The following is a 15,690-nucleotide window of genomic DNA, read 5'->3' as shown; positions in this document are numbered from 1 at the left end:
TAAACATAACGATGAAAAAGATAGTAATCTTTTTGAGCTACATCGCTCTATTTATTGTCGGCTGCAGGAAGGGAGATGAATATAAGGAGCCTATTTCTACAGATCAGACAAAACCCGCTGCGCCAGGCAATATACGCGTTAAAAATTTTGAAGGGGGAGCATATATTATCTATGATCTGCCGACCACTAAAAATACATTATATGTATTGGCAGACTATGTTATTAACGAGGAAACAGGAATTAAAAGGCAAACAAAAACAAGTTATTACACAGATACGGTCAAAGTAGAAGGTTTTGCTTTGTCTAAGGAGTATAAAGTTAAGCTGACAACGGTTTCCAGGGCAAATGTATTGTCTGACCCCATAGAAGTGACCGTGCATCCTGAGCAGCCTGCATACCTGGCTGTAGCAGAAAACATAACGTTGAACCCTACATTTGGAGGCGTAAATGCACGTTCAAAAAATCCCTCCGGACAGGGAATTACACTGGTATACCTTTATGATGATCCTACTTTTGGTAAATATGTGATCCGGGAGCAGAAGTATGTTGATGCATTGGAGATTAACTATTCGCTCCGTGGTTTTGATACAACACCAAAGAAATTCGGGATGTATGTAACTGATAGATTTGGTAATAAATCTACAGTTAAGTATGCTACCATAGAGCCATGGTACGAAATATTGCTGGACAAGTCGAAATTTTCAGCGTACATACTTCCTTCCGATAACCCTATCTATTTAGGCGCTTTTCCATTAAAAAATATGTGGGATAATATAACCAGCGGAGTTAATTTCTGGCATACTGCAGAAACACTTGAGCCCTATCCGCATATAGGTACTTTTAGTTTGGGACAGGAAGCCCGGCTTAGTCGTTTTATCTTTCATCAGCGAAATAGCTGGGAAGGAGCTTACTGGGCCAATGGAACTGCAGAGAAATTTACGTTATGGGGATCTAATTCAGCCGCTCCGAGAGACCAGGTTTTACCGGTATCAGCACCGGAAGGGACAGTATTGGGCGACTGGGTTAATCTCGGGAATTTTGATTTCCCTTTGCCACCATCCGGAAATCCTATTATAGCACCTACCGCAGGAGATATCCAGTGGTGGACCGATGGGACAGAGTTTCATATGCCTGTAAATACCCCGCTTGTTAAGTTTTTGCGTATTGCCATTAATAAGAGCTGGGGCAACCATCCGGCAACTTATGTTTGTGAATTAACCTTTTATGGCGGTCAAAAATAATAGTCGAATTTTTATCTCATCAATATGAAAGAATTTAATAAATCAATCTATATATATTCCACGATTGCGGCCTTAAGTATTTTATCGGGCTGCGGAAAGCTGGATACAGAGTTCAAGAAGTATACACAGGAAAAAGAACTCATTTATCCGGGGACTCCTGCGGGTATGTCAGCATATTCCGGATATAAGCGGGTCCAATTTAACTGGAACCCAAGTTCCGACCCTACAGTTCATAAGTACGTTGTTTATTGGAATAATAATAACGATTCCACAGCATTTGTAATTCCGGAAGGACAAAGGGAAAGTTTTAAATCAGCTATTGTGAAGAATGTAAATGAAGGAACACATTTCTTTACGATCCATACCTATGATAAACAAAATAATAGATCTGTACCGATATATGTGAGTAATATACGTGTTTATGGAGATTACTATCTGAAAGCATTATCTAACCGTAGCATTAAAACGCTTGGCTATTCACTGGATGCGAGTAAGATCATTATAGATTGGAACGCGGCAATTGATGGCGAGAAAACGATAGAACTAAAATATACCGATGAAGCAGGAGCTACCCAGACCATCATTGTCCCTGGAGGGGCCTTAAAGACCGAGATATCAGGTTATAAAAAGGATACCAAGCTTACTTACAGGTCAATATATCTTCCGGAGCCTTCGGCAATAGATGAGTTTTCGGTAGATTATACTGAAGTAGTGCTCCCTAAGTTTGAGCGCCAACTCGACAAATCAAAATTCAATCAATATGTGCTGCCAACAGACGCAAGGGATGCCTGGGGATGGCTGATGTCTTACCTTTGGAACGACGATTACGGCACACCGGGTTTTGCCACCACCAATGGGATCCCGCAATGGTTTACTTTTGATATGGGAGAATCGGTTTCCATCAGCAAGTTTAAAACCTGGCAGGCTTCCGACAGAATTTACAGGGCAGAGAACGTGAAAAAATTCGAAATATGGGGCAGTAATAACCCTGCTTCCGACGGATCCTGGACGGGGTGGGAGAAACTCGGTGATTGTCAGTCTGTAAAACCTTCGGGTTTGCCCCTTGGTGAAACGACAGCAGGAGATATCAACTATGCAAAGGCTGGTGAAGAATTTAAATTTCCTGGAGGAACACCTAAGGTTAGATACATTCGGATAAAAGTGCTGGAAACCTGGGGCAATGGCTCATTTATCACCATGGGAGAGCTTAGCTTCTGGACAACTGATTAAATGGTTGAATAACATCAATTTTTAAGCATGTAAAAGCGATAATACAAACCAGAGCAAAATAAACTGTTTTGCTCTGGAAATTTACACAAATTTCAAACTAGTAGAGTTAAATCATATTACTACAGTTATCCGTTCATATTACTACAGTTCCCCGAAAAATACTTTCTTTTCCTTTCACCCTTTTTGAACTCCCGTTCGCCTTTATCTGAAAGAACCATAAAGTTTTATGAACAAAATTAATTATTCTTATTTCCTGAAGTATTTTGCTTACACAGCTGTTGTCTGTATAAGTCCGTTACAATCCCTAATGGCTCAATCGCAGCCGTCTGATACCGAGGGAATTCAGAAAGCAACCATACTGAATGTTATCCGGAATTTGGAGCAAAAACATGTGCGGCCAAAAACTATTGATGATAATTTTTCAAGAATCATCTGGAAAAAATATCTGGAAAGTCTTGATCCAAATAAAGATATATTGTTGAAAAGTGATTTTCAGCAGCTGAGCAAATACGAACTTAGTATAGATGATGAATTACACGAAGGTTCTGTCGATTTTTTTTCAGCCGCTTATAAGATTTACCAGAAAAGATTGACTGAGGCTGCGGCAGGTTATAAAATGATATTGTCTGCACCTTTGGACCTGAATAAAAAAGAATCCGTTCAGCTCAATGGAAGTTTACGTGAGTATGCTGTTAGTCAGACTGAACTTAAAGCATTGTGGAAGAAAAAAGCCAAATACCTTGTTTTGCAAAGGATGAAGGATTTGGCTAAAGATAAGACCGCTGGCATGTCTCTGGAAAAACAAGCCAGGGCTAAAGTAGACAAATGGTTGGCTGGTACATTTAAAAATTTAACAGGTCCATCGGCATTAAACGAAAGGTTTAGCCAATATTTGAATACGGTTACACTTGAAGTTGATCCGCATACGAATTATTTTGCGCCGGTTCAAACCAGAAATATAAATAATCAAATGGCAAAGCGTTTTTTTGGTGTTGGTGTGGAACTCCAGGAGAAAGAGGGCGATGTGTTTGTTAAACGGTTAAGGCCAGGAGGGATGGCTATTAAAAGTGGATTGGTGGATGTTGATGATCGTATCCTGAGCATTAGTGATCACAATGGGAAGATGATCGATATTGCCGGAAAAGCTATTGTTGAGGTGGCAGACCTGATTCGTGGTGATAAGGACACTGAAGTGGCATTAGGCTTATTGAAAGCTAATGGTCAGGAAAAAACAGTGTCTTTAAAAAGGGGAGAAATCAAAGACGAGGAAGGAAGAGCAAAGAGTGCAATTCTTGAAAAAGATGGTCAAAAGATTGGTTATCTTTTTTTACCTGAATTTTATGTGGATATGCAGAATCCTCAGGGGATCCGTTCGGCTGAGGATGTCATGCAGGAAATCCTTAAACTTAAAGCTGAAAATGTAAAAGGGATCATTTTCGATCTGAGAAACAATGGCGGCGGATCATTAGATGAAGTGGTTAAAATGACCGGTTATTTTTTAGGCGCAGGCCCCAAGGTTCAGATCAAGGATCCAAATGAACTGAAAATACATACGACCTATTCAGAAGCTTTATACCAGGGGCCACTTGTTGTAATGGTGAATGAACAAAGCGCTTCAGCCTCAGAGATATTTGCAGCTGCAATCCAGGACTATAAACGAGGGATTATTGTTGGGAGCCCGGCTACTTATGGAAAAGGAACAGCACAGGCAACGCTTCCAATGGGTAAAATGGGAGATAAGGTAAAAGGTTTAGCAAATGTGAGCTACGGTTCGCTGCGACTTACACAGCATCATTTCTATAGGGTAAATGGCGCTTCGACACAATTAAGGGGCGTAAATTCGGATGTGGTACTTCCCGGAAAACTTGCCTATCTTAAGATCAGGGAAAAAGACAATATTACTGCGTTGCAATGGGATAGTATTCCCGCGCTGCGTTATACAGAATTGAACAAAGTGGCCGCATGGAATAATACATTGAACTTAGCACGTGAAGTCGTGAAAAAAGATACTTCTTTTAAAATTATTGATGAAAATAGTAAATTGCTTGCTGAATCCCAGCTTAAACCGTTTAATTTGAATAATGCTGACTTTATGAAACAGCAGGAAAGATTGTTGCAGTACGCGCAAAAGATTGACCAGGCTGCCACGTTATCAGCATTGGAAAAAATAAAAGTTAATGCGGTTTCAGGTTATAATCCAGGAACAGATAATGAGTGGTACCAGAAATGGATAGAGGGGCTTTCTACAGATTTATATATTCTCAAAACACTGGATATAATAAATAGAACGATGATCGCAAAATAAAATATAGAGGCTATGGCAGAACTTTCCAGAATAGAAGCTTTGTTTAAAGCACATTATTCCTTCTTATGCGCTGTCGCGTACAGGATTGTCGATGACGAGGAAGTCGCCAAAGATATTGTTCAGAATTTTTTTCTGTATTGCCTGGATAAAATCTCAACTATATCCGTTCATGCCAATTTTAAGAGTTATGCCTTCATGGCAGTAAAAAATGCTTCGCTGAGTCATAAAAAGAGGGCTAGAAAAATTGATTATAATGATGAGCTGTTGCTGCAAACAGCAGCTCATCTAGTTAGTCAGTCTGAATTGGAAGATAAACTGAAATATGAGGCCCGTGATAAGTTACTATGGGATATCATCGCCCAATTACCCGAGAAGCGCAGACACGTGTTTTTATTGAGCAATAAGGAAGGATTAAAATATACAGAGATTGCTGCTCAGTTAGACATTTCTGTCAATACAGTAAAAACGCATATAAAATTATCTTATGAATTTTTGAGGCGTGAATGTCAGTCGCTCATCAGGATAATATTTGTTATAGGTATATGGATCGTGTTTTATTAACTGGATATGGATCAGGAAGAAAAATTAAACTGGGATAAGCTTTTAAAGCATATTGAAAACCAGGAGGACATACAAAATGAAGAGGAACTAAATCAGCAGGAGCTTGAAATGCTGCTGCTGGCAGAAGAAATAAATATGAGCTTACAAGAAATAGACCCAAAACTCAAATTTCCGGTTCAGGAAGGATGGGAAGAGCTGAAGCTGAAATACGAGGAAAAAACAATGCGCTCAAAGCGCTATAAGCTATATCGCATGTTGGCCATAGCAGCAGTATTGCTGTTGATAATCGGACAGGCAGCCTGGTTGTTTCTCCAGCAAAATGAGGTGACAGAAGCGGTTGCAGGTAATCAGATCCAGCTTACCCTGGGTAATGGTAAAACTATAGGGTTGGATGCAAGCCATTCTGAAATTTTAAAATCGGAAGGGGCTGTGTTAAATGGGAGCAACCTGATCTATAAGCCTGAGACTAATACCACTGATCCGGCAAAACAGATCAGCACAAATACTTTAAAGGTACCCTTCGGGAAATATACCCGTCTGGAACTGGGTGATGGCACGGTGGTGTGGTTAAACGGAGGATCGAAGCTCGGTTATCCTACTCCATTTGCCGCTGACAAAAGAGAAGTTACCCTGGAAGGTGAAGCTTATTTTGATGTAAGCCATGATGTTGAAAGACCGTTTGTAGTTCAGCTTAAGGAATTGAACCTGAAAGTACTGGGAACGGCTTTTGGAATCAATACATTGGGAAATGTTGTCCATACTGCACTTGAACGTGGAAAGGTCGTTTTACAGGCAGGTAGCGAGTCCTTATACCTTTTGCCAGGAGAATTGGGGACTTATGATGCCGAGCGGAAATCTTTAAATAAAGCAAAAGCTGACCTGAGGCTATACACGGCCTGGAAAGATCTGGATGTTTATTTTAACAATAACACTTTGCAGGAGATTACCGCTCGCCTGGAACGTGAGTATGACCTGGATTTCAGGTTTGAAAATGAGGCACTCAAAAATCTTCATTTTACAATTGACATGCCCAGGACCGCTGATTTTACTAAGATTCTGAATAATATTAAACTCAGCAGCAATGAGGTTGATTTTGTCGTTGAGGGAAGAAATATAAGGGTGAAAAACCGTTAGTTTTTATTGGTCTGCTCAAAAGGGTGAGGGTAATTGATGATTGCTTTCACCCTTTTTGCGATGTCCCACACCTATACTTTTGAACCAACCATATATTGTAATGGAATTAAAAGTGTTTATCCGGATCAGTTTGTCTGATCTGAACGTTGTTTCATTTTCTTATTTAAACAGGTTGGATATAATTTTATGGCACAGAAAACAGTCATCTGAAAAAAAATGAAATTGTTTTCACCCTTTTTGTAAAGTCGTTCGCCTTTACTTTTAAACCAACCTAAATAATTTAGAAACTAATCTTAAAAATGATGAAAAAATCTATAATGCCTTTTTTAGGCCTTAGCGTATTAACAATAAGTGCTTTTGCGCAGGATAAACTGGAATTAACAGCAAAAATGCCCGACCTGGTTAATGGTGAAGTTGTTTATCTTTGGAACCCTATAGATAAGGGAACGGATTCAACTTACGTTAAGGATAAAAGTTTCTCTTTTTCAAAGCCGATGAGGGGAGGTGGCTCCACATTTATTTTAGCATCTGGTAAGGATGTTGAAAAGACTGGATTAGGAATAGTAATGTACCTGGAAGCTGGAAAAATGAATATACAGGGAAATGGAACCGGATTTAAAGATGCAACGATGACCGGAGATGCTTTTGTTTCCGAATGGGTGGCTTTGGAGAAAGGCATGAAAGAAACTTATGATAATATCAGCAAAATTGATGAGCTGTCACTGGAATATGATGAAGCAAAGAAACTGGGTGATGAAGCTGCGACAAAATCAATTGGTGCCCAAATTTCCTTGTTGAGACAAAAGGTGATTACTACAGGGAAAAACTGGTTGGATAACCACCTCAGCTGGGGCTCTTCTGCCTACCTGGTTAATGCGGTGCTGTCTCAGATGCTGTCGGAAGAGGAGAAGCTGGACTACCTGAATAAATTTACCGGAAATGCAAAAAACCAGATCACTACAGCAATGCTTTCCAGTTTTACCGGTTCTACAGAACAATGGATGGATAAGCAGGCCCCGGGGTTTGTTCAGCCTGATGTAAATGGCAAGACGTTGAGCCTGGAAGATTTCAAAGGTAAATACGTATTGGTTGATTTCTGGGCGAGCTGGTGTACACCCTGCCGTGTGGAAATTCCGGAATTAAAGTCGGTGTATGAAAAGTATAAAGACAAAAATTTCACCATATTGAGTATTTCACTGGATAAAGATAAAGAGAAATGGATGAGTGCATTGACCCATGAGCAAATGACATGGCCGCAACTGTCAGATTTAAAGGGAGATCAGAACAGTGCCGCTAAAGCTTATAAAGTACTGGGCATTCCTGCTAACTTCCTGATCGATCCAAATGGAAAAATTATCGCGGTAGGTATAAGGGATTATATTCCAGGCAATAAAACCCTGGATAAATTTTTAAGTAAACTGATCAAATAACCAACGCTCTCCATAACTAAACCAAACATATGAATCATTTTTATCGGACAATTAGCCTTCTGATTTACGGCCTGTTGTTCATGACCTATCTGCAGCCTGCGGTAGCACAGCAGAAAAAGGAGGACAAGGTAACGATCAATATCCGTAATGGTACGCTCGAGGAGATCATACAGGCAGTAATGAAGCAAACTGCAGTTAAGATTGTATACAACCAGGAACTGGTCCAAAAAAGTCCGAGACAGAGTTTCTCGGCAAAAGCAGAACCACTTAAAGTGCTGATGAAGCGTTTGTTAAAAGGTTCACAGCTTACTTTTGTAGTCCTCGACAATGTGATGGTAATTGGCCCAAAAGAGGAATCGGACGAGGAACCTAAAATAAACAATATCATTAAGGGGATGGTTACCGATGAGAAAGGAAATCCCTTGTTCCTGGTTACTGTAAATGTAACAGGTACCCCAAGTAATACGATTAGTAATGAGGAAGGAAAATTCAGCATTGATTTGCCGGAAGGCAAAAGCCTCACTTTTTCTTCTGTAGGTTTTCAAAAGAAAATAATCAAGCCTGTTCCCGGAGAACCACTTATGGTTAAGCTCACTACCGAATTAAAGGAGATGGAGGAACTTGTGGTTACGGGATACCAACAGATAAACAAACGTTTATCGGCAAGTTCCACAGTTACCCTGCAGGGCAAAGACATCAAGGACCCTGGAGCAACCAATATAGTGAGTATGCTGCAGGGAAAAGTGGCGGGATTATCCGTTGTGAAAAATTCGGGAAGTCCGAACGCCATTCCTTCCATGCGGATGCGTGGAACTTCTACATTGCTTGGTAATGCAAACCCTATTATCGTTGTAGACGGGGTGATCCGGGAAAACCCAAATGAGATCAATCCGGATAACCTGCTAGGAATTGAACCCAGCCCGCGTGATGCGGTTATAATGAAAACTGGCATTCTGGCCAAAGGTAGCCTGACAGGAAATGCCATTACCGGTCTTAACGTTAATGATGTGGAAAGTATTACCTTTTTGAAAGATGCTTCCGCTACAGCCATATATGGTACCAGGGCTGCAAATGGCGTAATTGTAATTACTACCAAAAAGGGAAAAAACGGAGCAATGGCAATTAACTATAACAGTAATTTCGGGACTTCACGTAAACCAAACTATGGCCGGCTGCAATTGATGAATTCGCAGCAGCGGGTAAGATTTTCACGTGAAATGTATGAAGATGGTTATGTTTATAAGACTGTGCCAGTCAAAATGGGATATGAAGGAAGCCTGCTGGACCTGTTCAACCGAAAGATCTCCGAAACTGAGTTCCGCAAAGAGGTTGCAGCACTGGAAAGTATGAATACAGACTGGTTCGATCTATTGTTCAGAAATACTTTTAATGTAGGGCAGCACATCAGCTTTTCAGGAGGAAATGAAAAAACCAATTACTACTCATCTCTATCTTACAACGACAATAAAGGTACGGCCAAACTCGACGATCTGAAAGAAGGGAGTGCAGCTTTAGACCTCAGTACTGAACTGAGCAAAAGATTAAAGTTTGGGCTCAAATTAAATGGGAGCTATAGGGTTTCCAATGGATATTTTGGAATAAACCCGCTTGATTATGCACTTAAAACCAGCAGGGCTATTTCTCCATCGCTAACTTACCCTGTTGTAGAAGATCTTACACCTGAAATACCCGGAGCTTCGATTGACTATAATTTTCTGCACGAAGTGCAACAAACAGCTAGCCAGGTAAAGGATACCAAACTGAATGTAGCTTTAGATTTAAGTTACCAGTTGATGCAGGGCTTAAAGTTAAGTGCACTTGCCGCCGGATCAATTAATACTTTAAATGCTACCCAATCTGCTACAGAGTTCAGTTATTATGTAGGCTCCTTACGTGGGTATAATTATGGTACAGTGGCCCCCGGAGGCCCCGAAGAACAGTTCTCCGCCATTCCCTTCGGAGGAGTGTTATTTCCTTCAACATCTTCGGTATATACCTATAACATCCGGAATATGGCCGAATTTAACCGGAACATTTTTTCTACCGAAGATCAACTGAATGTAATTGCAGGTATGGAAATCAGGTCGGTACATAATGAGGGACTGGATAACTTAATACCGGGTTATTTCAGAGATCGGGGGGAAGGTTTTTATCTTTCCAGGAATAGTTTAGACTTGTTAAGTCCTAAAAGAACAAATACAATAGACAATGCGCTGTCCCTTTTCAGTACAGCGACTTACAGTTATGCTGGAAAATACATTCTGAACGGAAACATGAGAACTGACGCTTCCAATCGTTTTGGTCAGTATGCCAACCAGCGTTTTCTTCCGATCTGGAGTATTGCCGGACGTTGGAATGCCGGTTCCGAAAAATGGCTGCAAGGCAATAAAATCGTTAACGACCTCTACCTGAAAGCATCCTATGGTTTTCAGGGTAATGTGATTAGAACTGTAGGTCCTGATTTGATCCTGATGGCAAATGATGGAACTGCGGCAATGAACGATGTGGCCAAAGAATTTTATCTTAAGATCAAGTCCATGCCCTATCCCGACCTGAAATGGGAAAAGACAAAAAGTGTGAACCTGGAACTGGGGGGATCACTCTTCAATTCTTTCCTGAATTTTAACCTTGGGTATTATCGTAAACAGACTTCTGATGCCATTGTTTCCAGGTTTATCCCGGTTGAATATGGGGTAACAAAGATGCTGGTGAACGGCGGTAACATCATGAACCATGGTTACGAATTGCAACTGGGACTTAACCTGATCAACACTGAAAACCTGAGTTGGACAATGTCAGTTAACGGAGCAAAGAATTTCAATGTGTTGCAAAAAGGAACATTGGAAGCTACCCAAACCAGGGTGATGGATTACGTTAATGGAAATATATTTGTTGAAAACCAGCCGGTAGGCACCATTTATGCTTTTTCTTTTAAAGGCTTGAACCCCGAAAATGGTTTTCCAATGTTTCATGGTACAGATGATGAAGGAGATAAAAGAGACAGACCTTCATTTATTGATTACCTGAAACCGGTTGGTACCAGGAATGCAAAAATTAATGGAGGACTGAATACAAATATCAGCTACAAAGCTTTTTCAGTGGGGGCGTCTTTTGCCTTCCGTCTAGGCTCTGTAAAATTCAGAAACCCGGTTTACGATCCTACAAGTTTAACCATGCCGGGACCGGCAGAAAATTTACCGGTAATTTTAGCAGAACGCTGGCGTAAACCCGGCGATGAGCTTTATACAGATATTCCTGCTTTCCCAAGGGAGCAAAATAGATCTCTGGGAGGATATGTGTATTTGAAAAATTATACCAGTATGAGCCGTTATGAGATGTATACTTATTCTGATGTCAATGTGGTTTCTGGTAGTTTTCTTAGATGCAATACCGTCGATTTATCATATAGGTTCAATGAGGGGCTGCTAAAACGCATCAGATTGAAACAGGCATCCGTTTCCGGAGGCATTTCCAACCTGTTTACAATAGCAGATAAAAAGTTAAGGGGGCAGGACCCCGAAATTGATGGGGTAGGAACTACAGCTTTACCTATTCCCAAAATCTTTACCCTGGGTTTAAACGTCACATTTTAAATAAAGAAAAATGAAAAGAAACATACTCCTGTTGCTCCTTCTTTCAGCAATTTTACCGGTTTCCTCCTGTAAGAAATTTCTTGAGGAACAGTCACAAACCGATATCATTCCAAAATCGGCTTCTTCGTTAAACGAATTGCTGATCGGTGCCGCCTATACCAGCAATGGTGGGGTTGACGCTACTTTACGTCTTATAGACGACAATATTGCTGAGGATAAATTTTTCCTGACCAATGAAATGTTTCCGGCATATACCTGGCAGCCGCAAACTGTGGGTAAATCCGAGAGAGTTGCCGGATCAGTTATCTGGTTAAGTTTATATCCAATGATCCTGGGCTGTAATTCGGTACTGCAATATGCACCCAAGGTAACAGGAACAACTGCGGAAATAGAAAATGTGGAAGGACAGGCTTACCTTTTGCGTGCATATTACTATTTCCAGTTGGTTAATCTTTATGGAAAACCTTATAGTGACCGGCTTTCAAACCCTTCCGCTGATCTGGCTGTGCCGCTAATGCTTTCGGCAGACCTTTCTTTTGAAGGTAAAAGAAGAAATACAGTAGCCGAAGTATATCAGCAGATATTGCAGGACCTGGATAAAGGGATTGTATTGCTGGAACGTAACGGAAAAAACAACAATGTTTTCCGCATTAACCACATTGCCGGTTACCTGCTCGCCTCACGCGTCCATTTGCAGATGGGCAACTGGCAAAAAGCAATTGATGCCGCTAATGAAGTGTTGAACCGTAAATCGGAATTGATGGACCTGCCAAACTGGGGTACTCCCGACCAAAACAATAAACCTATTATTGACCGCGAGAACATAGAAAGTATCTGGATATATGGTCCACCGTATTCGGTGGCATTTCCGAGTAATTCAGAAAATCTGAATTATAGACTGTCTGAGAATCTGCTTTCCGGTTTTGAGAATGGGGATTTGAGAACCAGTGTCTACATTAAAGACCGGAGATCAATTAAACGTCCTGTCCTGGGTATTATCAAAGTGGCACAATCGTTCAGAGTAGCTGAGGCATTGCTGAACAGGGCAGAAGCTTATGCCCAGCTGAACAAACTTGGGCAGGCAGGAAATGGACAACTTGCATTGAACGATCTGAATACCTTAAGAAAAAAGAGGTTCAGGCCGGATGCTTACCATGATCTGGTAGCTACTGATGCCGAGGATCTGCTAAAGAAGTGTTTTGACGAAAAGCGCAGAGAGTTGTTTGATGAGGATTGCCACAGATGGTTCGACCTGCGCCGCACCGGTATGCCTGCAATTAATCATGTTTATTACGAGAACAATGTGCAGACTGCTGTTTACACACTTCAGGAACGGGACCCGGCTTATGTACTTCAAATTCCAAGGGTTGCAATGGAACGGAACCCAAATTTAACCCCTAATCCCGAGCCGGCCCCACGTACAGGGCATTAATCTGATCGATATGAAACCAAGAATATTATTATACCCACTTTTTATTTTACTGCTGTCTGTAGTTATGGGATGCAGTAAAGAGGCCGATATTAAGCCTGATGAACTGAAGCCGACATTCAGCTTACCGCAGGGAAATCATCCTTATGATAAACAGATCCTGGATTTTTACAATACTTATGGTTGTTACATGCTTTATAAATTCAGTGAGCAGGATTTTAACTGGAATGTCACCGGTACTATACCTTATGTAGCAGATCAGGGCGACGAAAATTATATTGGACAATCACTGGAAGCACTGGACAAACACTTATTCAGCTTTTATCCGGCAAACTTCCTGAAAGTTGCACTGCCATATGAAATTATCCTTTCCTCCCGGATCAGGGAGGTTGATCTCTTCCTGGATACATTGGACAATCCCATCAACAGTGTAGCTACCTTCAGACATTTTGCTTTTGGCAGGGCAGGGAGCAGTCTGGAAACCATGACAGCAGATGAACTGAAGGTCATGAAAAGTGATTTGCATAAGGCATTCTGGAGCCAGGCTGTTGGCTTTGATAGAATTCCCATGCCTCCGGCTTTCCTAAAGACTACCAATTATATTGATGTTTATTCCTGGAACAAAGAGCAATATGGTGTTTTCATGGGCGAATACGATGACTCTGCCTCTGCTTATTACGATTTTGTAAGTTTTATTGAAGTGATAGCATCTAAAACTTTGCAAGAGCTTGAGCAGAGTCTGTTTCTACCGCAGAATGACCCCAAAGGAAAGTACAGGCTGAAATACAATATCATTGTGAATTACTACAAACAGGCCTATAGTGTCGATCTGCAGGCCATCGTTAAATAGATCAGTATGAAAAAAGTAGTTTTATGTTTTTTGCTGGCATTACCCTTCACAGGGTTTTGTCAGCAACATAAATATCTGATTAAAGCCAGGTTTGATCATATCTCACCGAAGGCAAAAGCCTATCTGATTTATCAGGTTGATAATATGATGGTAATAGATTCCTGCCGGGTAAAGGGTGGGACATTTACATTTTCAGGTGTGATAAAAGAACCGCTACAGTGTACGCTCGTGCTTGGCCATGGGGGAAAACTCAATGAAGCAGGAGATGTAGATTCACAGTCTGTATATCTGGAGGCCGGGAGTATACAGGTTGAAGGGGAAAATGCCCTGGCTAAAGCCAAAGTATGGGGAACACCGCTAAATCTGGATAACCAGGAAAAGCAGAAGCTGATAAAAAGTATAAAAGGCTTGGGTACAGTTGAGGAACCAATACTCATGTCCGGATTTGTGCGCAGGCACCCTGCATCAAGGGTAAGTTTAGACTGGATGGTAGAAATAGGCGGAAGAGATAACCTGGTTATCGAGAGTTATCCTGAATTATCAGAAGCACTGAAACAAACAAAAGCAGGAAAGGAACTGGGGCATGCTATAAAAACTTCGCTGTCCATCCGCGCGGGCAAACCTGCACCCGATTTTGCGCTGCCCGATCAGAACGGGCGTTTAATACGGCTTTCCGATTTCAGAGGGAAATATGTATTACTTGATTTCTGGGCCAGCTGGTGTAAACCCTGCCGTGCCCTGCAACCTAAATTGAAGGCACTTTATGATGCTTTAAATGCTACAGGAAAATTTGTAATACTTGCAATTTCATTAGATAAGGACAAAGCAGCCTGGCTAAAAGCCATCCAAGAAGATAAGGTACCATGGCTGCAGGTTGCAGATTTAGGTAAGGCCCAAAACCAGGCCGCAGTATTATACGATGTAAATCTGATCCCCGCCAGTTTTTTGATTGGCCCCGATGGGGTGATACTAAACTCAGAGCACAAAGCTGCGTTAATGAGAGATAAAATATTGCCATCAAATGTGAAAAACGATGATGCAGGAGATATTGTGCCTTTGTCGGACCTCAATTATAGTTATACATTGAAGGCCCTGGAAAAAGAAAACCTGAGTGCTGCCGGTTTTAAAGAAGAATTTGAAAAATTAAACAGCATACTGGAAACAGACATAGGCGAACGGGCATTGGCAAATGACATTGGCAAACTGGACATCGAGAAAGACAGTATTGCATTACGTGAAATGTTATCAACCAGGGGTGTGTCGCTTCATAAACAAAAACTAAAAATGAAGCAAGCTTTCATTGCAGCCCATCCGGATTCTTTCATGAGCCTGTTTCAATTGAACCAGCTTGATTGTATGTACTCGGCAGATAGTTACGCTGTGGCTTACGAAGCCTTGTCTGGAAGGTTAAAGAACACCACTTTAGGTTCAGCTATACGAGAAAGAATTGTAAGGATGAAGGTAACGCCTACGGGAACGGAGGCGATTGATTTTATCCGCAAAGATCAATATGGTAAAACGGTAAAGCTGAGCGATTACCGGGGGAAATTGGTTTTGCTGGATTTCTGGGGAAGCTGGTGTGTGCCTTGCCGGCAAACCCACCCTCATTTAAAGGAATTATATGCGAAGTATAAATCCAAAGGTCTGGAAATCGTTGCCGTGGCGAACGAAAAGAACAGGGATCCGGAAAAAGCAAAACAAGCCTGGCTTGCCGCGATAAAAAAGGATGACATCAATTGGGTACATGTACGGAATGATGAAGGTACGGGGGAACCGGATATTGTAAGAGCATACGGAATCAATGGCTATCCCACAAAGTTGCTGCTCGACCAAAACGGAAAAATCCTGATGAGGGTATCAACAGGATTGAGCGATGAGATGGATGTATTGATTAAACAATTGTTAGATAAATAAATG

Annotated in this window: 10 protein-coding genes; all 10 read left to right on the top strand. The window is 41.2% G+C overall.

Going from position 1 to position 15,690, the window contains the following annotated elements; translation table 11 throughout:
• Positions 1-11 precede the first annotated feature (11 nt).
• The 10 genes from R2Q84_RS19655 to R2Q84_RS19610 all read left to right on the top strand — a co-directional run bounded on the left by R2Q84_RS19655 (position 12) and on the right by R2Q84_RS19610 (position 15,687).
• On the top strand, positions 12-1,241 hold the full coding sequence (locus R2Q84_RS19655) for a DUF4959 domain-containing protein (protein WP_316818304.1): 1,230 nt from the start codon (positions 12-14) through the stop codon (positions 1,239-1,241).
• A 24-nt stretch (positions 1,242-1,265) separates the two neighbouring features.
• The gene (locus R2Q84_RS19650) at positions 1,266-2,471 is read left to right on the top strand and encodes a DUF4998 domain-containing protein (RefSeq protein ID WP_316818303.1); all 1,206 of its coding nucleotides are present in this window, start codon (positions 1,266-1,268) and stop codon (positions 2,469-2,471) included.
• A 226-nt stretch (positions 2,472-2,697) separates the two neighbouring features.
• Positions 2,698-4,776, top strand: coding sequence for a carboxy terminal-processing peptidase (locus R2Q84_RS19645; RefSeq protein WP_316818302.1), 2,079 nt, complete (start codon positions 2,698-2,700; stop codon positions 4,774-4,776).
• A gap of 12 nt (positions 4,777-4,788) precedes the next feature.
• Positions 4,789-5,337 carry a sigma-70 family RNA polymerase sigma factor gene (locus R2Q84_RS19640; RefSeq protein ID WP_316818301.1) on the top strand — a complete coding sequence of 183 codons (549 nt, stop codon included), beginning with the start codon at positions 4,789-4,791 and terminating at the stop codon, positions 5,335-5,337.
• 6 nt (positions 5,338-5,343) lie between these two features.
• Complete coding sequence (locus R2Q84_RS19635) at positions 5,344-6,471, top strand: FecR family protein (RefSeq protein WP_316818300.1); 1,128 nt, start codon at positions 5,344-5,346, stop codon at positions 6,469-6,471.
• A 299-nt stretch (positions 6,472-6,770) separates the two neighbouring features.
• Positions 6,771-7,901, top strand: a complete 1,131-nt coding sequence (locus tag R2Q84_RS19630; RefSeq protein ID WP_316818299.1) for a TlpA disulfide reductase family protein — start codon at positions 6,771-6,773, stop codon at positions 7,899-7,901.
• A 29-nt stretch (positions 7,902-7,930) separates the two neighbouring features.
• Complete coding sequence (locus R2Q84_RS19625) at positions 7,931-11,494, top strand: SusC/RagA family TonB-linked outer membrane protein (RefSeq protein ID WP_316818298.1); 3,564 nt, start codon at positions 7,931-7,933, stop codon at positions 11,492-11,494.
• Between the two features lie 10 nt (positions 11,495-11,504).
• Complete coding sequence (locus R2Q84_RS19620; protein WP_316818297.1) at positions 11,505-12,926, top strand: RagB/SusD family nutrient uptake outer membrane protein; 1,422 nt, start codon at positions 11,505-11,507, stop codon at positions 12,924-12,926.
• 10 nt (positions 12,927-12,936) lie between these two features.
• Positions 12,937-13,773: a hypothetical protein gene (locus tag R2Q84_RS19615; RefSeq protein WP_316818296.1), complete on the top strand. Its 837-nt coding sequence runs from the start codon at positions 12,937-12,939 to the stop codon at positions 13,771-13,773.
• 6 nt (positions 13,774-13,779) lie between these two features.
• Positions 13,780-15,687, top strand: coding sequence for a TlpA disulfide reductase family protein (locus R2Q84_RS19610; protein WP_316818295.1), 1,908 nt, complete (start codon positions 13,780-13,782; stop codon positions 15,685-15,687).
• Positions 15,688-15,690 lie beyond the last annotated feature (3 nt).

Origin of the sequence: Pedobacter nyackensis, assembly GCF_032678475.1 — a bacterium.
In the GTDB taxonomy this organism is placed as follows: domain Bacteria; phylum Bacteroidota; class Bacteroidia; order Sphingobacteriales; family Sphingobacteriaceae; genus Pedobacter; species Pedobacter nyackensis_A.
Note: the sequence above shows the minus strand (reverse complement) of the source record. Positions and strands in the feature narration are given on the sequence as shown.